The organism is Amycolatopsis lurida (assembly GCF_900105055.1).
Classification (GTDB): Bacteria; Actinomycetota; Actinomycetes; order Mycobacteriales; family Pseudonocardiaceae; genus Amycolatopsis; species Amycolatopsis lurida.
Map to the genome: position 1 here is coordinate 2,899,125 of NZ_FNTA01000004.1, position 17,578 is coordinate 2,916,702.

20 protein-coding genes are annotated in these 17,578 nt (G+C 68.1%); 6 read left to right on the top strand and 14 right to left on the bottom strand.

What is annotated here, in order from left to right; translation table 11 throughout:
• Positions 1–86: 86 nt before the first annotated feature.
• Together BLW75_RS18385 and BLW75_RS18390 are read right to left on the bottom strand one after the other, a co-directional pair.
• Positions 87–1,010: an alpha/beta fold hydrolase gene (locus BLW75_RS18385; protein ID WP_034313267.1), complete on the bottom strand. Its 924-nt coding sequence runs from the start codon at positions 1,008–1,010 to the stop codon at positions 87–89.
• Positions 1,007–1,915 (bottom strand): AurF N-oxygenase family protein, encoded by a 909-nt coding sequence (locus BLW75_RS18390; RefSeq protein WP_034313270.1) that lies wholly within the window; start codon positions 1,913–1,915, stop codon positions 1,007–1,009. Before BLW75_RS18390 ends, BLW75_RS18385 begins: the two co-directional genes overlap by 4 nt.
• A 50-nt stretch (positions 1,916–1,965) precedes the next feature.
• On the opposite strand from BLW75_RS18390, the gene BLW75_RS18395 reads away from it, so the two are divergent.
• The gene (locus tag BLW75_RS18395; protein ID WP_034313272.1) at positions 1,966–2,733 is read left to right on the top strand and encodes a TetR/AcrR family transcriptional regulator; all 768 of its coding nucleotides are present in this window, start codon (positions 1,966–1,968) and stop codon (positions 2,731–2,733) included.
• Complete coding sequence (locus tag BLW75_RS18400; protein WP_034313275.1) at positions 2,730–3,056, top strand: DUF4873 domain-containing protein; 327 nt, start codon at positions 2,730–2,732, stop codon at positions 3,054–3,056. The genes BLW75_RS18395 and BLW75_RS18400 overlap by 4 nt, the downstream gene beginning before the upstream one ends.
• A gap of 228 nt (positions 3,057–3,284) precedes the next feature.
• Here the strand turns inward: BLW75_RS18400 and BLW75_RS18405 are convergent, their stop codons facing one another.
• The 3 genes from BLW75_RS18405 to BLW75_RS18415 all read right to left on the bottom strand — a co-directional run bounded on the left by BLW75_RS18405 (position 3,285) and on the right by BLW75_RS18415 (position 5,624).
• Positions 3,285–4,565, bottom strand: coding sequence for a heparan-alpha-glucosaminide N-acetyltransferase domain-containing protein (locus tag BLW75_RS18405; RefSeq protein ID WP_034313277.1), 1,281 nt, complete (start codon positions 4,563–4,565; stop codon positions 3,285–3,287).
• 114 nt (positions 4,566–4,679) lie between these two features.
• Entirely contained in the window at positions 4,680–4,910 is a 231-nt protein-coding gene (locus tag BLW75_RS18410; protein WP_005167610.1) for a DUF3107 domain-containing protein, read from the bottom strand.
• A 60-nt stretch (positions 4,911–4,970) separates the two neighbouring features.
• On the bottom strand, positions 4,971–5,624 hold the full coding sequence (locus BLW75_RS18415) for a ferritin-like fold-containing protein (protein WP_034313407.1): 654 nt from the start codon (positions 5,622–5,624) through the stop codon (positions 4,971–4,973).
• Positions 5,625–6,132: 508 nt separating this feature from the next.
• Here BLW75_RS18415 and BLW75_RS18420 point away from each other — a divergent pair.
• Both BLW75_RS18420 and BLW75_RS18425 read left to right on the top strand, forming a co-directional pair.
• Complete coding sequence (locus BLW75_RS18420; protein WP_034313409.1) at positions 6,133–7,734, top strand: DEAD/DEAH box helicase; 1,602 nt, start codon at positions 6,133–6,135, stop codon at positions 7,732–7,734.
• Between the two features lie 35 nt (positions 7,735–7,769).
• Complete coding sequence (locus tag BLW75_RS18425) at positions 7,770–9,164, top strand: Rv3212 family protein (RefSeq protein WP_034313280.1); 1,395 nt, start codon at positions 7,770–7,772, stop codon at positions 9,162–9,164.
• A gap of 40 nt (positions 9,165–9,204) precedes the next feature.
• Here the strand turns inward: BLW75_RS18425 and BLW75_RS18430 are convergent, their stop codons facing one another.
• From BLW75_RS18430 to BLW75_RS18460, 7 genes are all read right to left on the bottom strand, one after another.
• Positions 9,205–9,897: a hypothetical protein gene (locus tag BLW75_RS18430; protein ID WP_034313284.1), complete on the bottom strand. Its 693-nt coding sequence runs from the start codon at positions 9,895–9,897 to the stop codon at positions 9,205–9,207.
• Between the two features lie 116 nt (positions 9,898–10,013).
• Positions 10,014–10,352, bottom strand: a complete 339-nt coding sequence (locus tag BLW75_RS18435) for a hypothetical protein (RefSeq protein ID WP_034313285.1) — start codon at positions 10,350–10,352, stop codon at positions 10,014–10,016.
• Positions 10,353–10,387: 35 nt separating this feature from the next.
• Positions 10,388–11,248, bottom strand: a complete 861-nt coding sequence (locus tag BLW75_RS18440; RefSeq protein ID WP_034313287.1) for a RecB family exonuclease — start codon at positions 11,246–11,248, stop codon at positions 10,388–10,390.
• 220 nt (positions 11,249–11,468) lie between these two features.
• Positions 11,469–12,098: a MarC family protein gene (locus BLW75_RS18445; protein ID WP_016331481.1), complete on the bottom strand. Its 630-nt coding sequence runs from the start codon at positions 12,096–12,098 to the stop codon at positions 11,469–11,471.
• Positions 12,095–12,958 carry a PHP domain-containing protein gene (locus BLW75_RS18450; protein ID WP_034313289.1) on the bottom strand — a complete coding sequence of 288 codons (864 nt, stop codon included), beginning with the start codon at positions 12,956–12,958 and terminating at the stop codon, positions 12,095–12,097. The genes BLW75_RS18445 and BLW75_RS18450 overlap by 4 nt, the downstream gene beginning before the upstream one ends.
• 51 nt (positions 12,959–13,009) lie before the next feature.
• Positions 13,010–13,570, bottom strand: coding sequence for a PH domain-containing protein (locus BLW75_RS18455; RefSeq protein ID WP_034313292.1), 561 nt, complete (start codon positions 13,568–13,570; stop codon positions 13,010–13,012).
• A 24-nt stretch (positions 13,571–13,594) separates the two neighbouring features.
• Complete coding sequence (locus BLW75_RS18460) at positions 13,595–13,756, bottom strand: hypothetical protein (protein ID WP_005167589.1); 162 nt, start codon at positions 13,754–13,756, stop codon at positions 13,595–13,597.
• A 186-nt stretch (positions 13,757–13,942) separates the two neighbouring features.
• Between BLW75_RS18460 and BLW75_RS18465 the strand changes: the two genes are divergently transcribed.
• Positions 13,943–14,371: an NUDIX hydrolase gene (locus BLW75_RS18465; RefSeq protein WP_034313295.1), complete on the top strand. Its 429-nt coding sequence runs from the start codon at positions 13,943–13,945 to the stop codon at positions 14,369–14,371.
• A 123-nt stretch (positions 14,372–14,494) separates the two neighbouring features.
• Here the strand turns inward: BLW75_RS18465 and BLW75_RS18470 are convergent, their stop codons facing one another.
• On the bottom strand, positions 14,495–15,598 hold the full coding sequence (locus tag BLW75_RS18470; RefSeq protein ID WP_034313296.1) for a DUF2332 domain-containing protein: 1,104 nt from the start codon (positions 15,596–15,598) through the stop codon (positions 14,495–14,497).
• A gap of 33 nt (positions 15,599–15,631) precedes the next feature.
• Entirely contained in the window at positions 15,632–16,150 is a 519-nt protein-coding gene (locus BLW75_RS18475) for a MaoC family dehydratase (RefSeq protein ID WP_338399997.1), read from the bottom strand.
• A 309-nt stretch (positions 16,151–16,459) separates the two neighbouring features.
• Between BLW75_RS18475 and corA the strand changes: the two genes are divergently transcribed.
• On the top strand, positions 16,460–17,548 hold the full coding sequence (gene corA / locus BLW75_RS18480; protein WP_034313298.1) for a magnesium/cobalt transporter CorA: 1,089 nt from the start codon (positions 16,460–16,462) through the stop codon (positions 17,546–17,548).
• Positions 17,549–17,578: the final 30 nt, after the last annotated feature.

Genomic DNA, 17,578 nt, shown 5'->3' on the forward strand with positions numbered 1-17,578 from the left:
CGCTGCGGGAAGAGAGCAAGGGACCTTTGCTCCCACTTGTCTCACTGTCGAGAGAAGCGGTAGCAAAGGTCCCTTGCTCCCCTTTCTCAGGCCCTCGCGGCGCGGCGGACGAGGGCGGCGATGCGGTCCGAAACCTCTTGCGCCCGTTCCTGCGGGAGCATGTGCCCGGCGCCCGGGTAGCGCACGAACTCCGCCTCCGGCAGCTCGTCGGCGATGACCTTGGCGTGCGGCGGCGGGCAGAGCCGATCCCGCTCCCCCGCGAGCACGACCACCGGTTTGCCCTGCAGCGCGGCCAGCGTGACCCGGCAGTCGTGCCGCGAGATCGCGTCCTGGAAGCCCGCGACGCTCGCCGGATGCGCACACAGCAGCTGTTCGGCGACCGAGTCCACGTCGGCCCGCTGCGGCCGCCGCCCGAAGACGAGCAGCCGAGCGCCCGGCCGTACCACCGACAGCGGCAGCGGCAAGGCGTCGCGGCGGTTCTTCGCGAGCAGCTTCGCGAGCCTCCGCTCGAACCTCGCCGCGCCGCTGCCCGCGATCCCCGGCAGGCCGAGGGTGATCCGGTCCATCTCACCGGACGATGTGGCGACGAACGCGACCCCTGCGACGCGCCGGGCCACGAGATCGGGATGCCTTCGGGAAAGTTCCATGATCGTCATGCCGCCCATGGAGTGCCCGGCGAGCACGAGCGGTCCGTTCGGGACGCGGTCTTCGATCAGCTCGGCGAGGTCGTCGGCGAGGGTGGCGATCGTGGCCGTCCCCGGTTTCGCCGGCGCGGAACCGCCGTGGCCGCGCAGGTCGTAGCGCAGGGTCCGGATGGAGTCGCCGAGCCGTGCCGCCACGCCGTCCCAGGTCCGGTGGTCCTGAGTCCAGCCGTGCACGAGCACCAGCGTGAGTTCGGAGTCGGCGGGGCCGCTCGTCTCGACGTGCAGTGCGGTGCCGTCGCCCGTCACGAACCGGTGTTCCCGCGACGGGTCCCACGAGACGGCGTCGCGCTGCTTGACGCTCTTCATCGCTTCCCCGGCAGCAGGAAGGACTTGCGCCAGAAGTACATGCCCGGCTTGCCGACCAGACCGGATTCCTGCAGGAACGGCATGATCTTCTCGCCGGCCCACTGGATGCTTTCACGCCAGTTGGGGTTGTTCAGCGCGGCCTCGACGCCGTCGCGCGGACGGATGCCGACGGCCTTGTAGACGTTCGGGTTGATGAAGGCCCGCGTCACGAAGTACGAAATGAGCGCGATGATGAACTGCTGGTAGAGGATTTCCTTCTTCGACAGTTTCGCCATCCCGCGCGTCACCTCTTCGCGGGCGAAGGTGACATGCCGGGCCTCTTCGAGCACGTGGATCCGGTTGACCATGCGCACCAGCGGCTGGATCTCCGGGTCGTTCATCTGCTCGCGCTGAAGCCGGTCGAGGACCTCTTCGGCGACGAGGATCGCGCCGTAGCGCGCGGGGCCGTAGCTGATCGTCGGCATGAGTTTCGCCAGCCGCCGCAACCAGGGCACCGGCCCGTAGTTCGGGCATCCGATCCGCGAAGCCATCCGCGCGAACATCGTCGAGTGACGGCATTCGTCCGCGATCTCGGTCAACGCGTACTGGGCGTGCGAGCTGGTCGGGTCCTCTTCGTAGACCTCCTTGAGCAGCATCTGCATCAGGAGGATTTCGAACCACAGCCCCGTCGTGGCGACGCTCGCGACTTCGTGCTTGCCGAGTTCGATGCGCTGCTCTTCGGAGAGCGAGTCCCACAGCTCGGTGCCGTAGAGCGAAGAACGGTGGGCCGGGATGTAGTGCTTCCCGTCGACGAGCGGGGCGTTCCAGTCGATGTCGACGTCGGGATCGTAGAACTTGTTCGCGGAGGACTTGAGCAGCCGCTCGGCCGTCTTCTCCCGGTCTGTTTCTTTCAGCGCCCGCGTCATTGCCGACACACCCCTATCTGTAACTCGTGGTAACAGTTACCTCTGGTAGCATGACTTGGGTGATCGAACGTGTCAAGCGCAACAGCAAGCAGTCGAGCAAGCACCCCACAGCGGGTGAAGCCGACACGGGTGACGCCCGTCGCGACCGCTGGCGCAAACACCGGATCGCGCGCCGCGCGGAGTTCGTCGAGGCCGCCCTGCGCGCGCTCGACACCCACGGGCCGGACCTCGGCATGGAAGACGTCGCCGCCGAAGCGGGCGTCACGAAACCCGTGCTGTACAGGCACTTCGACGACAAGGCGGATCTGTACGTCGCGCTCGGGCAGCGCGGCACGGAGATCCTCTTCCAGCGGCTGATCCCGGCCATCAACTCCGAGCTCGCCCCGGTCCCGCGGATCCGGATGGCGCTCGACGCGTTCTTCAGCGTCATCGAGGAACACCCCAACCTGTACCGCCTGCTCGCGCGCGGCGGCCTTCAGGAAAAGGTGGTCGTCAAGGCTGACGTCGTCGCCGAGGACAAGGAACTGATCGCCACCGCGCTGACCGCGTTGCTCGGCGACTACATGCGAATGTTCAACATGGACTCCGGCGCCGCCGAACCGTGGGCGCACGGCATCGTCGGTATGGTGCAGAGCACCGGCGAATGGTGGCTGGACCGGCGCTCGATGGGGCGCGACAGCGTCGTCGAGTACCTGACGCAGATCATCTGGGCCGCGATCGACGGCCTCTCCCGGCAGCAGGGCATCGTCATCGACCCGAACCTGCCGCTCGAAGAGAACAAGGTCGTCCAGATGCGGAAGGAATCGGAGGCGCAATGAGCGAGCACGACGAAGACGGTTACTCCGGCGAAGCGGTCCTCGTGATCGACGGGACCGAGATCGCGACCACGGTTGACCTGAGGGGCTACTTCCAGCCCATCGACGGGTATTACCGCTGGTACGGCCGCGTGGCCACCAACGAGCAGGTGTCCGCGGCGGCCGGCGGCAAGAAGACCGCCGTCGAGATCCGCGCGGGCGAGTACAGCGCGAAGGGCGAACTCTCCGATCCGGACCCGTGGGACCGCTACCGCATCATGGGCACCAGCACGCCGCCCTTCCACGTGCCGACCAGCCTCGAAGAACTGAACGAACTCAACGCCTGACCTGCGGAGGTACGTGAAGGCCCCCTTCACTGCGCCTAGCGCAGTGAAGGGGGCCTTCACGTACCTCACGGTCGAGGGAGAGCAAGGGACCTTTGCTACCACTCCGCAGGTCAGCGCCTACTTTCGCCAGCGCACGCGCTCCAGTCGGCTCCGGAAGGTCCCAATGTCGCATTTGAGACGCTCAGCGTCCCAGATGCGACATTGGGAACCCCGCGCTTCAGGAAGACTTCAGCCCTGCCGTTGCGCGGGCACCCGAGTCCGCGGCACCAGGTACTTCGGCCAGCTCGACAGCTTGTTCATCGCCCATTCCAGCGGCCCGCGCCCGACGAACTTCCGCCACAGCACCGCGGCGGTCAGCGCGACCACCGAGAACTCGACGAAGTGCAGCACGCTGAAGATCGAGTCGCCGTCGCTCTCGTCCCACAGCAGCGCGATCGCCACGAAATGCAGCACGTACGCGCTGAGCACCCGCCCACCCAGATCCGAAAGCGGCCGCAGCACGCGTTCGAACTTCGGCATCAGCAGCTGGCAGCCACCGATCACCGCCGCCGCGATCCCGATCGAGATCAGCAGGTCGAACGGCGTGTACGAGGTTCCCGTCGGCAGTAGCTCCCAGGCCCAGCTGGTGGTCGGCGGGGTGCCGTGGATCCAGGTCTGGTGGAGCCGGAGGAATTCCGGCGGCGTCATCCCCAGCTGCGCGGCGGCCGGTTCCAGCGAGCGGTAGACGGCCTGCATGCCACCGAGCGGCCCGGTCGCGATCCAGGACACGACGTACCCGCCCACCGCGAGCGCGGATCCGCCGAAGAACAGCCGACGGCACACGCTGCGCGACGTCAGGTCCATCCGGCCGATCGCCATCCCGGCGAACACGTACGCCATCAGCGTCAACGCGGGGAAGGTACCAGTCAGGACGAGGACGGTCGCGGCCTTCAGCAGTCCGGTCGACGTGACATCGTCCGCGGTCAGGTCGGGTGCGAAGAAGAGCAGGTCGCGGGGAAGCAATTGCGCTCTGATGAGATGCGAGAGCACTGGCCCCGCCACGGCGACGACGACCGCCGCGATCGCCAGCGCCTTCGCGCCCGCGCGCAGCCACGGGATCGCGAAGAGGAAGCAGGCCCCGTAGTAGGCCAGGATCACCATGTAGCCGGTTTCGAGGCTGGTCAGCCACAGCCCCAGCGCCACCAAGAGCGGGGCGCGGGTCGCCAGTTTGAGTGCGACGCGGGTCCGGTCGCGGCCCTGTTTGGGACGGCGTCCGCCGGACATCAGCGCGATCGAGACCCCGGCCAGCACCGCGAACAACGCCGCGGAATGACCTTCGAACGGCTTGAACAGCACCCCGACGCCGCCTTTGGCCGGATCGGGGCCGACATGCACCGCGTACATGCCGAGTACGGCCAGGCCGCGGGCGACGTCTATACCGGTCAGCCGCCCAGCGACCCGTTTGCCTCGTTCGGGAACAGTGCGCGCGCCGTCGACCAGCGCGCGGTCCATCACAGTGACGCCGTCCACCTCATTTCTCGGCTAGCCCCCTGCCGTCCCCGCCATAGCGTGACGATCAAATCTGAGAGCTGGCTGAGACGCGGCGGTGACGCCACTGTGACATCCGACTACAACCCGATCGGGTTAGCCACCAACAGCGAAGCCGACCTTGCGAACATCCGACGGCGCGATCTCGACGTAGGCGATCCGGTCGGTGGGCACGATGTACTTGCGGCCCTTTTCGTCGTCGAGGCGGAAGATCCCGTCGCCGGCCCTCAAGGCGTTCGCGACCAGTTCCTCGACCTCGTCGGGTGACTGGCTGCTGGACACCACGAGCTCCCGCGGCGTGTCCTTGATGCCGATCTTGACCTCCACGTGGGACCTCCGCTTGAAAGTTCGAAAATTACTGGTGCGCCAAGGCTAGCCGAAGTGACCTCAGCCGAGCCCCAGCACCTGCATGCGCTTGGTGTGCCCCTGCTGCAACCGGCGGAACAGCGCGGCGATTCCCGAAAGGTCGCCCGAACCCTCGACGATCAGCTCGGCGAGCCCGTCCCGCTCGGCGACGACGTACTGGGCCTGCGTCAGCGCCTCTCCCAGCAGACGGCGGCCCCACAGCGCGAGCTTGTCCCGCGCCTTCGGGTCGGCCTCGATACCGGCCGCGACTTCGCGTTCGGCGAACGCGGAATGCCCCGTGTCGGCGAGCACGGTGAGCACCAGATCCTTGGTCTCGGGGTCGAGCCAGCTGGCCATCTCGCGGTAGAGGTCGGCCGCGAGCCCGTCGCCGACGTAGGCCTTCACCAGGGACTCGAGCCAGGAGCGCGGCGCCGTGGAGGCGTGCCAGGCGTCGATGTGCCCGACGAACGGCCGCATCGCGTCCTCGATCGCGACGCCGTGCCCCGCGAGGTGCTTGGTGAGCAGGTCGTAGTGCCCGATCTCGGCGGCCGCCATGGACGCCAGCGCGGCCCGGCCGGACAGCGTCGGCGCGGTGCGCGCGTCTTCGGCCATGCGATCGAATGCGGACAATTCCCCATAGGCGAGTACGCCGAGCAAATCGACTACGCCCTCACTGATCTGCTTTGCCTCCGTCACGGCGGAAAGGGTATCGCCGAACACACGTCAGAGGTGGTGAAGAGACCGATCCCACCCTCCCCGGCGCGCCGGTGGATTCGGCCGGAAAGAGACCTGACCCACCTTCCGACCCGATGGGGACTTTCCGAAAACCGCAGATCAGGTAGACTGACGGCCGGATACGACGGATCATCCGTCCCGGATCGGGACGCTGCTGCGGCTGAAGGACAGCCGGTGCGGCCCTGATCAGCGCAAGAATGATGTGCGTGCACGCCATCCTGCGGCATTCCCACGAAGGGCCGCTTCAGCGCCAGTAGCGCGGAGCCCGAGCGAATTTTCGTGGTCGAGTGTCGATCGGTGACCAGGGCAGTGCGCGCTGGTCACGAGAGAGGCGAGCACCCTGACCACGAACGAAACCACAACCGAAGAGCACACCACCACCGGCGTCCCGGAGGCCGTCGCGCTGGAGCACAGCGAGACAGGCCCGGCGGCGTTGGACACGTCGCACCCGCTGCAGGCGGGCGCGCCGGTGGAGGACGAATCCCCCACCTTCGCCTCCTTCGGCGTCAAGCCGGAGATCGTGAAGGCACTCAGCGAAGCCGGGATCGAGCGCACCTTCGCCATCCAGGCACTCACGCTGCCGCTGGCCATGGCGGGCGACGACCTGATCGGCCAGGCCCGCACGGGCATGGGCAAGACGCTGGGCTTCGGTGTCCCGCTGCTGCACCGCGTCGAGGTCCCCGGCGACGGCACCCCGCAGGTGCTGGTCGTCGTGCCGACCCGCGAGCTGTGCATCCAGGTCGCGAACGACCTCAAGGGCGCGGGCAAGCACCTCGGCATCCGCACGCTGGCCATCTACGGTGGCCGCCCCTACGAGCCGCAGATCGCGGCGCTCCGCAACGGCGTCGACGTCGTCATCGGCACGCCCGGCCGCCTGCTGGACCTGGCCGAGCAGAAGCACCTCGTGCTGGGCAAGGTCCGCGGTCTGGTGCTCGACGAGGCCGACGAGATGCTCGACCTGGGCTTCCTGCCCGACATCGAGCGCATCCTGCGGATGGTCCCGGACAAGCGCCAGACGATGCTGTTCTCGGCGACCATGCCGGGCCCGATCATCACGCTGGCCCGCACGTTCCTCACTCAGCCGACGCATATCCGCGCCGAGGAGAACGACGCCGGCGCGATCCACGAGCGCACCACCCAGTTCGTCTACCGGGCGCACTCGATGGACAAGCCCGAGCTGATCGCCCGCGCGCTGCAGGCCGAAGGCCGTGGCCTGACGATGATCTTCACCCGCACGAAGCGCACCGCGCAGAAGGTCGCCGACGAGCTCGTCGAGCGTGGCTTCGCGGCCGCCGCCGTGCACGGTGACCTCGGCCAGGGTGCCCGTGAACAGGCGCTGCGCGCGTTCCGGGCAGGCAAGGTCGACGTGCTGGTCGCCACCGATGTCGCCGCCCGCGGTATCGACATCGACGACGTCACGCACGTGATCAACTACCAGACACCGGAGGACGAGAAGACCTACGTCCACCGGATCGGCCGCACCGGCCGCGCCGGGCGCACCGGTGTCGCGATCACCCTCGTCGACTGGGACGAGGAGCCGCGCTGGAAGATGATCTCGGACATCCTCGGGCTCGACATGCCCGAGCCCGCAGAGACGTACTCGTCGTCGAAGCACCTGTTCAGCGACCTGGGCATCCCCGAGGGCACCACCGGGCGCCTCCCGCTGTCGAGGCGGACCCGCGCCGGTCTTTCGGCCGAGGTCGAGGAAGACCTGGGCGGCAAGCGCCGCGGCCGTGGACAGGGTCCGGCGAAGGACGAAGAAGCGCCCCGCAAGCGCAACCGCGCGCCGCGCAAGCGGACCCGTGGTGGCGCCGACGCGGCCGCCAAGATCGAGGCCGCCGACGCCGCCGCGAGCGCTTCCGCGGAAGGGACCGCTGGCGAAGCCGCTGAGTCCTCTTCGGAGGGCCGCACGCGGACCCGCCGTCGCAGCCGTGGCGCTGCGAAGCCGAGCCCGGAGGTCAGCGGCCCGGCGGTCGAGAAGGAGGCAGGCGACAGCGCCGAGCGTCCGGCTCGCCGACGCCGCCGTCGCCGTCCGTCGGCGACTTCTGATACACCTGCGTCGGCAGACTGAGCTTTCATACTGCGGACATGGGGAGCTAGGGGCACGTGAGCGAACGCTGGGACTCCGCGCCGGACGACGAACCGGCGCGGCCCGTGCCCGCCGATGCCGGGCAACCGGACGGCAGCGAGCCGGAGACGGCCGAAAACGCGATCGGCACGGAAGACGTGCTGGACGCCGATCCCGCCCAGCCGGTGGCCGACGAGCCGCCGCTGGGCGGGAAACGCGCCCGTCGCTCGCCGTGGAACCGCACGCGGGATCGCGTGATCGCCGCGGCGATCGTGGTGGCCGTCGCGGTCACCGGCGTCGTCATCGGCGTGACCAGTGACAACGCGGCGACGGTCGCGCAAGTCGCCGCCACCCTGCCGCCAGGGCTTCCGCCCGCGCCGGCGCAGGTTCCCGGCTCCCTGAGCGAGATGTGGCAGGCGCCGAGTTCATCGACACCGGTCCCGATCGGCGAAGCCAACAGCGTCGTCACCGCGGACAAGGGCGAGGTACTCGGCCGGGACCCGTACACCGGCGAGGTCCGGTGGCGCTACTCGCGCGATCTCGAACTGTGCACCGTCGCGCTCGCCGGGATCAAGGTGGACGCGGTGTACCGCAAGGACACCGGCTGCAGCGAGGTCACCCAGCTCGACGCGGGCACCGGGCGCCGCACGGCGCAGCGCAACGGCGACGCCGAACTCGGGACCAGGCTGGTCGTCGACGGATCGCACGTCACCACGACCGGCAAGAAGCTGCTGAACACCTGGCGCGACGACCTGGTCAAAAGCATGGAGTACGGCCAGGTCCCCGCCATCGTGAACCCGAACAAGCAGCCGAGGACCGGCTGCACCTACGGCACGGTGGCCGCCGCGGCGGGCAAGATCGGCGTGATCGAGCGCTGCCCCGGCGACCCGGCCGACCGGTTCACCGTCTACCGAGCGACCAACGACGAAGCCGACGACCCCAAGGTCGAATACAGCACCGTGCTCGCCGGCAGGAACGCGAAGGTCGTCGCGATGTCCGGTGATCTCGCGCTGATCGTGCTGCCCGAGCAGAAACTGCTCGTCATCTACGGCGGCGACGGGCTGCAGAAGTCGGCGTACCCGCTCGACGTGCCTGACGCGGACATCGCGCAGGATCCGGTGGGCGGCGTCATGACGACCTCGTGGACCGCGCAGGGCGTCTACTGGTTCACCGGCTCGAAGACCATGGCGTTCTCACGGGACGACCTCACGCCGCGCTGGACGCTGAACAACTCCACCGGTCCCGGGGTGACCTTCGGGGAACAGCTGGTCGTGCCGATCCAGGGCGGGCTCGCCGTGCTCGATGAGACGACCGGCGCCACGCTCCGCACCGTCGGCGTCGACCGGCGCGGCTACACCGGCCCGGTGACGCTTTCTTCGGTCGGGCCCGTGCTGCTGGAGCAGCGCGGCCCCACCCTCGTCGCGCTCAAGTGACCGGCAGGCGGTAGCAAAGGTCCCTTGCTCCCGCCGGCCGTCAGCGCGTCGTCGAAGTCCTGGAAGTACGCAGCCGGCTGACTTCCTTCCAGCACCACTTGCCGCCTTCGCTGGCGAGCGTGCCGGTGGCGGTACCCGGCCGCCCCGCGACGGTCAGCGTGACGGCGACCGTGTACTTGGTTTCGGAGACCTTCGTGACCGGGCCGAGCGAAGCGTCCGAGGCTTCGTCGACGCGCTCGATGATCTGGTCGATGTCCTTCTCGGCGCTCCCGCACTTGAGCGCCGTCAACGCGGCCCTGTCGTGGGCGTTGATGCCGTCGATGATCGCCTGCGCGGTCCCTTCCGGGCCGGACGCCTTCTCGGCCTTGTCGTCGCTGAGGAAGAAGCCGGGCGCGACGAATCCGGTGATACCCAGCGTGAGCACCACGACGGCAGCGGCGGCGATACCCACGATCAGGCCGGTCTTGTTGTTCTTCGGGGGCGCGGGCGGCCCGCCGAAGCCCTGGGGGTTCTGGCCGTACTGCTGCTGGCCGTAGCCGGGGTATTGCTGCTGCGGGAACGCGCCGCTCTGGTCGTAGCCGCCCTGCGGATACTGCTGCTGTCCGGGGTATTGCTGTTGCCCGGGGTACTGCTGCTGTCCTGGGTACTGCTGCCCACTCTGGTCGGGCTGTCCCGGGTACTGCTGCCCGCCTTGGCCGTGGTCAGGCTGTCCTGGCTGGGGTGGGTAGGTCATCGACAGTGCCCTTCGTTCTCGCTGCGGGGCAGCGTGTTCATCTACGACATGCCCCAGTGAGCCATAGTTTCGCAGCGGCGGGACGCTTTTCGGGTCAATGGCACCTTCCTGCCGTATCAGCTCCACCAGAACAGGCTCAGCGCGGCCGACACGCTCACCACGACCAGGAGACCCGCGTAGCCCGCGACGTGGCCATTACGCGAATCGGCGACCCGTTGTGCCAGCAAGGCGACGACCGCCGCGACCGGATGTCCGATCAGCATCAGGAGCCCCGGCCCCGGCGCACCGGTGAACAGACAGAGCGAAGCGATCGCGACGACGCACACCGCGAGCACGGCCATTCCGGCCGCGAGCGCTCCGGTCAGCCCGCGCCAGAACCGGCCGCCTTCGGGCGTCTTGGGTTCGTCCTCGGGCCGCGGAATGATCGCGAGCTCTTCGGTGTCCGGTGACGACACGTCCTCGCCTGTCCAATCGTCGGGGTTTCAGAGATCTAGGGCGCCAGCAACTCCCACGGCTGAGCCGCGGGCCCGGCCTCCTGGCCTGCCGCGCAACTGGGCCGGAAGTCGCACCATGAGCAACGACGGCCAGGGCGCGCCGGGAACAACACGTCCGCGTCGCCGCCTGCGTCCAGGGTATCCGCTGCCAGCCGCAGGTCCCCGGCGGTCTCGTCGGCGCGTTGGAGATGCCGTTTCAGGCTTTCTTCGGTGTGCTCGGCGGCCGCGATGGTTCCGGTGGGAACGTGGTGCAGCTCGACCTGATAGCACGGCGTCCGCAGGGTCCTGGCGGCCGCGACCGCGTACAGCGCCAAGGCCTGCGACGAGCGCGCCTCGTACTCGTCCGGCTCGCGGCGACCGGTCTTGTAGTCGATGATCACCAGTTCCCGGCCGCGTTGATCGATCCGGTCGGCGCGGCCCTCGATGATGAGGCTGGGCCCGCTGCCCGGCTCGAGCGTGACCGGCGCCGAAACCCAGCGCTCCAGCCCGACCGGATCGACGCTGACGTCGTTGTGCTCGACGTACTCCGCGACCCAGGCCTTGGCCCTGGCGCGGTACCGGGCGGCCTGGTCGGCGTCCTCGAACCCGGCGTCCTTCCAATGTTCGGCGACGAGCGCCATCGCCCGCTGCGGCACGCGCTTGATCACCGGCAGGTCGAACAACGCCCGCAAAGCGTTGTGCACCACCGCACCCAGCGTGCTGTGCGCCCACGCGCCGGTGCGTGCCGGAGACGGCCGGTCGAGATATGACATGCGGTAGCGGCGCGGGCAATCTTCGAACGTCGCGAGGCGCGCGGGCGAGACCTTCGTCAGCTTGCGCGGCGCTTCGACGCCGAAGTCGAAACCAATCTGCTCCATCGGATCACCCCGCGCGCAACGCTACGCACCCCCACCGACACTTTTCGAGGGGATCCCCAGGAAGGGAGCAAGGGACCTTTGCTATCACTCCGGGCCTCAGGCGGCGGCCGGGTCCGTGAAGGTGGTGTCCGAACGAACCCCGACCTGAACCTTCGGGGCCAGGAGGTCTTCACGACTCCGGATCCGGGAGCAAGGGACCTTTGCTACCACCCGCAGCCGGTCACGTGCCCGAGATGAAGCCCTTCACCGAGTTCGCCACCAGCTCGACCGCGATGGCGGCCAGCAGCAGACCGGCGATCTTCGCCAGCAGCGTGATGCCGCTTTCCTTGATCAGCCGGATGACCACGCCCGAGTACCGCATGCACAGGTACAGCACGAAGTGCACCGTCACGATCGAAAGCGCGAGAGCCACGTACGCGCCCACGTGCCCATCGGCCTGGCGCACGAAGACGATGGTCGCGGCGATCGCGCCCGGGCCTGCGAGCAGCGGTGTCCCGAGCGGCACGAGGGCCACGTTGACGTCGTCGCCCGCCGCCTCGGCCTCGCCGCCGGTCTTGCCGGTCAGCAGTTGCAGCGCGATGAGCAGCAGCAACAGCCCGCCCGCGCCCTGCAGCGCCGGGATCCCGATGCCGAGGTACGACAGGATCGCTTGTCCCGCAACGGCGAACAGCGAGATCACCAGCAAGGAGACCAGCACCGCCTGCCGCGCGGCCTTGGCGCGGAAGGCCACCGATTTGCGGCCGGTCAGGCTCAGGAACACCGGCACCGTGCCGGGCGGGTCCATGATGACGATCAGCGTGATCGTCGCGCTCATGAACAGGCGGGCGTCGAAGAAGTCCGTGATCGTCACCGGGTCACGACCTGGTAGCCGGTCGACCGCGCGACGAGTTCTTCGAGCGCGCGGGGGTCGGTGGTCTCGTCGCCGAGATCGATGGTCTTGTTCGTGCCGTGGTAGTCGCTCGAACCGGTGCGCACGAGCCCCAGCTCCCCCGCCAGCCCGTGCAGCCGGACGCGGGTCTCCTCGTCGTGGTTCGGGTGGTCGACCTCGACGCCGGTGAGCCCGTGCTCCGCCAGCCCGGCGAGCACGTCGACGGTGATGGTCGCGCCGCGCGTGTAGGCGAAGGGGTGCGCGATGACGGTGACGCCGCCCGCCTCCGCGATCATGTCGATCGCGTCCTCGACTAGCGTGTCCTGCCGCGCCACGAAGTAGCCGCTGCCGTTGCCGAGATAGCTCCCGAAGGCCTCGTTCACCGACGAGACGACGCCTGCCCGCACCAGAGCCTGCGCGAGATGCGGCCGACCGGCCGAACCGTCCTCCGGCAGCAGCGACATGACCTCGTCGGGATCGACGGGGAGACCGTCGGCGGCCATCCGCTCGGCCATCACCCGCAGCCGCCATCGCCGCTCCGAGCGCAGCCGGGTCTGCTCGGCGACGATCGACGGCGACGCCGGGTCGAAGAGGTACGCGAGCAGGTGGACGCTGATATGCCGCCCGGTCACCGGATCGACGGAGATCGTGGACAGCTCGGCGCCGGGGACCAGGGTGAGTCCCGGCGGAAGTGCCTCGGCGGCCGGGGCCCAGCCGGCCGTGGTGTCGTGATCGGTGATCGCGACTACGTCGAGGCCCGCCTTCGCGGCGGCGGCGACCAGCCCGGCCGGGCTGTCGGTACCGTCGGAGGCGGTGGAGTGGGCGTGCAGGTCGATGCGCATCGCCGCTCAGTATCGACGATGCTCCAGGTCACAGCGACTCCGGGACCTGCGCTAACCGACCTTCTTCTTGCCGCGCGCCGCACGCTGCGCCTTGATCATCGAAAAGCGCTCGGCCTGCTTTTGCTTGTCGCCGAAGACGAGCTCGGAAATCGTGTCGTAGAACTCTTCCGGCTTCGGCAGGTAGTCGATGCGGTTCAGCGCCTGGATCTGACCGGCGGACTCGACCACCATGGTCCCGTACCCCATCATCCGGCCCCACGCCGAACGCTCGTAGGTGAGGTCGGTGACCTTGGTGATCGGCATCATCAGCACTTTCGTGGTGAAAACACCGGTAGTCATGACGAACCGCTTGTCCGTGACCACCAGGCGCTCGACCCACCACTCCATCACCACGTACGCGAAGCGCAGGATGATGAGCAACGCGGCATACCAGAGGATGTTCTGGATGACCCACGCGGCGGGCGGCAACAGGTAGGAGACCAGGACGCAGACGGCCAGCAACGCGGCCGTCTCGAAGGTTTCCCACAACAGCACAGCCCAGTGCCGGCGGATCCTGATGACCCGCCGCTCGGTGTCGAGGAGATACTCGTCTGGATCGCGTGGGGCGAACATACCGATAGAGTATCCGCTCCCCCGCTAGCTGAAGACGTTGCTGACGAAGGTGATCACCGATTCGGCCGAGTCACGCAGGAAGCCGATGATGTTTCCCACGAGGCCCGCGGCCTGACCTGGCTGCGCGATCACGAAGAACAGCACCAACGCGATTCCTGCGAAAGTGAGGAGCTTTTTCGCGTTCACAGCGATCAATCCTGTCTCTTACGGTGACTGACTGCGGATACTGACCATTCATTTTGTACCGCACCTTCCACCGGCGCGGGAGGGAAGTCCCGCGCTTGGGTCAGTCGGCGAGGTGAAGTGTACCGTACGGCTACTCTCCGTGTACAGGACAGCCATTGTCAGGAAGCCCGCGTCTACCATTCGGGAATGAACACCGTTTCGGACAGCACCGTCCGCTGTGTCGGCGGCATCGTCCACGACGAGCTGGGGCGGATTCTGCTGATCCGGCGCGCGAATGAACCCGGACGTGGACTCTGGTCGGTCCCCGGCGGGCGGGTCGAACCAGGCGAAACGGACGAAGCGGCCGTTATTCGCGAGATGCGCGAAGAGACCGGGCTCGACGTGACGCCGGGCACATTCGTCGGCAACGTCCGTCGTGGCCCGTATGACATCCACGACTACGCCTGCGCGGTCGACGGCGGCACTCTCCGTGCCGGGGACGACGCCACCGACGCCCGGTGGATCGACGCCGAAACCTTGATCGAACTCGACGAAGGCGGCCACTTGGCCGAACTCCTGTTCGTCACTCTCCGCGATTGGGGAGTGCTGCCGACCGGGAAGATCCCACCGTTTTGACACCCGCTGTGCCCGAATCGGCAAAAGACGCGGGGATAAAGCAGCGCGAGAGGTGAAAATTAGCCTTCCCGATGCATTGCCGACATCTCGGCAGGCCGAATGGGTAAACCTGGCAGCCGCGGCTCAAACCGGCAGCCAGGTCATCCGCTGCCCGTGCGGGGCCGTCCGGGCCAGCGCTCGCACGTCCGGCACTCCGGCGTCCCAGCGGACGAGCCCGAGCACGGCCTGATCCCCGGGTTCGGCGAGATCGGCCCTGCCGGGAACCAGGAATTCCAGCGCGGCGGCGTAGAACTCCTCGCTGACCCACCACACCGGCCGGTCCGCGGCGAGTTTCCGGAGCGCTTCGACGAAGTCCGCCCGCCGCTCCCCCAGGTACGCCAGCACATGGCTGGTCAGCACCACGAGAGGTACGTCGGCGGGCAGCGTGGCGGCCGCCGAGGCCAGATCGTCGACGGCGTCCCCCGCGATCAGCTCCGGACGCTGCTTGGCCTGCGCCGCCGCGGCCGTGCGCAGAAGCCGGATCCGGTCCGGCTGGTCGGCCCAGACGCAGGCTTCGAGCCAGGCCAGTTCGTCCTCGTCGGCCAGGTCCACCGGTGCGCGGTCGAGGCCGGCGCGGGCGGTGATCGTCAGCTTCTTCGGCACCTTCGGCGTGACGGCGCCGGGCGCGAGGTCCAGCGCGCAGTGCAGGCCGACCGCGGTCTTCGCGGGCCCGGCGGTGAGCTGTTCGCCGCCGCCGCACTGGTAGCGGTAGGCGTATTTGTCCAGGCCGAGCAGCAGACCCGCGCTGCAGCCGACCTCGAGCAGCGCGATCTTGCCGCCCGCCTCCTTCGCGGCCGTCGTCATCGCGGGATAGAGCAGCGCGGCACGGCGGACCTCGTTGGTCTGCGTGTACCGCGAGGAGATGATCGACCGGGCCTTGTCCGCCCGTTCCAGCAGGAACGAGCGGAACAGCGGCCAGGTCTCCGAGTCCACGCCGTCGAAACCGCCGACGGACGGGTAGTACCGCGAGAGCGGGTGGATAGGGTCGGCCTGGATGAGCCGGTGCGCCGTCGCCATGAGGAGCGTTCCGCGCGCTTCACCGCCGCGGGCGTCGGTCAGGAGACCGGCGACGTCGTCGTCCTCGGACGCCTTCGCCGCCAGGTGCTCGTACAGCGGCGAAACACCGGCCGCCTCGACCGTCGCGAACTTCCGCAGACGGCTCTTGATCTCATCCAGCCCGATGGGCATCGGCGCGCTCCCTCTTCCCGTTCGTGGCACCCATTATTCGTGCGGAACCGGGCGGCCGGGCTGTTCACCGCCCCTGCTGTCACCGTAAGACCGCTTCGGCACCATCACCTTGCGACGGAAGACACACACGATCGTGCCGTCCTGCTTGTAGCCGCGGGTCTCGACGTAGACGACACCGCGATCGTCCTTCGACTTCGACGGCGTCTTGTCCAGCACCTCGGTCTCGCCGTAGATCGTGTCGCCGTGGAAGGTCGGCTTCACGTGCTTCAGCGATTCGACCTCGAGGTTCGCGATCGCCTTGCCGGACACGTCCGGCACCGACATCCCCAGCAGCAGCGAGTAGATGTAGTTGCCGACCACGACGTTCTTGCCGAAGTCGGTGGTCTCCTCGGCGTAGTGCGCGTCGAGGTGCAGCGGATGGTGGTTCATGGTGATGAGGCAGAACAGGTGGTCGTCGTACTCGGTGACCGTTTTGCCCGGCCAGTGCTTGTAGACCGCGCCGACCTCGAACTCTTCGTAATAGCGACCGAACTGCACCCATTCCTCCTGCACGAGTAACGCGGCGTGAGCCTGGAACGACAGGCCTTCGTGTTGAGGAGTACCCTCGACTATTGGTGTCGGGTCGTCAACGCGACCCACACCACTGCGTAACCGTCCGCCGAGCCAAGGAGGTGAGGAACCCGATGTCCAGTGGCGATAGTCCGCTTCCTAGTAGTCGCAGCGTTTCCGCCTTCACATCTCGCCGGATCCCCACCTGGCAGGGCTGACGAAACCGGGAACGCTGGCCTAGCCGAGCGGCCCCCCGACCGCTTGGCCCGTCGTCTTCGCGCATCAACGCACGACGTCTGCCCAGGAGACCCCATGCCTGCCATTCCCTCGCTCGGCGGCCTTCGCGGCCGGAGCAACGGCCGCGCCAAGAGCGTCCCCGAACGCCCGCTGCCCGTCCCCCTTTCGGCGTACGTCGTCGATTGCGCGGTTTACGTGGAGGGCAAGCGCCTGCCCGGCCGCTGGACGCACGCCGAGGCCATCAAAGAGGTGCGCAAGCGGCACGCCGGGTTCGTCTGGATCGGCCTGCACGAGCCCGACGCGGTCCAGATCCAGGGCATCGCGGACACCTTCGGCCTGCACGAGCTGGCCGTCGAGGACGCGCTGGAAGCACACCAGCGGCCCAAGCTGGAACGCTACGACGACACGCTGTTCATGGTCCTGAAGACCGTCCGGTACGTCGAGCACGAGTCGCCCGCGACGGCGAACGAGATCGTCGAGACCGGCGAGCTGATGGCCTTCCTCGGCCGCGACTTCGTGATCACCGTGCGGCACGGGAACCACTCGGGGCTCGCCAGGCTGCGCCGCGAACTCGACCAGGACCCCGAGCGGCTCGACCTCGGGCCGTCCGCGGTGCTGCACGCGATCGCGGACCACGTCGTCGACCACTACCTCGACGTCACCACGGCGATCGAGTCGGACATCGACGAAATGGAGACCCACGTCTTCGCCCCGCGCTCCAAGGTGAGCGCCGAGCAGATCTACTTCATGAAGCGCGAGGTGCTGGAGCTGCGCCGCGCCGTCATGCCGCTGGGCACCCCGCTGCAGCGCCTCGCCGAGGGCTACACGCGGCTGATCCCGGACGAGGTCCGCTCGTACTTTCGCGACGTTTCCGACCACTTGACGACCGTGGCGGAGCGGGTCGCGAACTTCGACGAGCTGCTGACCACCCTGGTGGACGCGACACTGGCGAAGATCACGCTCCAGCAGAACACCGACATGCGCAAGATCACCGCGTGGGCGGCGATCATCGCGGTCCCCACGGCGCTGGCCGGCATCTACGGGATGAACTTCGACTACATGCCGGAGCTGCATTGGCGCTTCGGCTACCCGGTGGCGATGACGGTGATCTTCGGCGTCTGCATCCTGCTCTACCGAATATTCAGGAAGAACCGCTGGCTCTGACCTCTTCCCGCTTTCGGTAGTACCTGGAGT

Bases quoted from the DNA above. Each gene is read 5' to 3' on its own strand.
- BLW75_RS18465 (WP_034313295.1), top strand. From the start codon at position 13,943: ATGAACACCGTTTCGGACAGCACCGTCCGCTGTGTCGGCGGCATCGTC.
- BLW75_RS18385 (WP_034313267.1), bottom strand. From the start codon at position 1,010: ATGAAGAGCGTCAAGCAGCGCGACGCCGTCTCGTGGGACCCGTCGCGG.
- BLW75_RS18450 (WP_034313289.1), bottom strand. From the start codon at position 12,958: ATGCGCATCGACCTGCACGCCCACTCCACCGCCTCCGACGGTACCGAC.
- BLW75_RS18455 (WP_034313292.1), bottom strand. From the start codon at position 13,570: ATGTTCGCCCCACGCGATCCAGACGAGTATCTCCTCGACACCGAGCGG.
- BLW75_RS18390 (WP_034313270.1), bottom strand. From the start codon at position 1,915: ATGACGCGGGCGCTGAAAGAAACAGACCGGGAGAAGACGGCCGAGCGG.
- BLW75_RS18400 (WP_034313275.1), top strand. From the start codon at position 2,730: ATGAGCGAGCACGACGAAGACGGTTACTCCGGCGAAGCGGTCCTCGTG.
- corA (WP_034313298.1), top strand. From the start codon at position 16,460: ATGCCTGCCATTCCCTCGCTCGGCGGCCTTCGCGGCCGGAGCAACGGC.
- BLW75_RS18395 (WP_034313272.1), top strand. From the start codon at position 1,966: ATGACTTGGGTGATCGAACGTGTCAAGCGCAACAGCAAGCAGTCGAGC.
- BLW75_RS18440 (WP_034313287.1), bottom strand. From the start codon at position 11,248: ATGGAGCAGATTGGTTTCGACTTCGGCGTCGAAGCGCCGCGCAAGCTG.
- BLW75_RS18430 (WP_034313284.1), bottom strand. From the start codon at position 9,897: ATGACCTACCCACCCCAGCCAGGACAGCCTGACCACGGCCAAGGCGGG.
- BLW75_RS18470 (WP_034313296.1), bottom strand. From the start codon at position 15,598: ATGCCCATCGGGCTGGATGAGATCAAGAGCCGTCTGCGGAAGTTCGCG.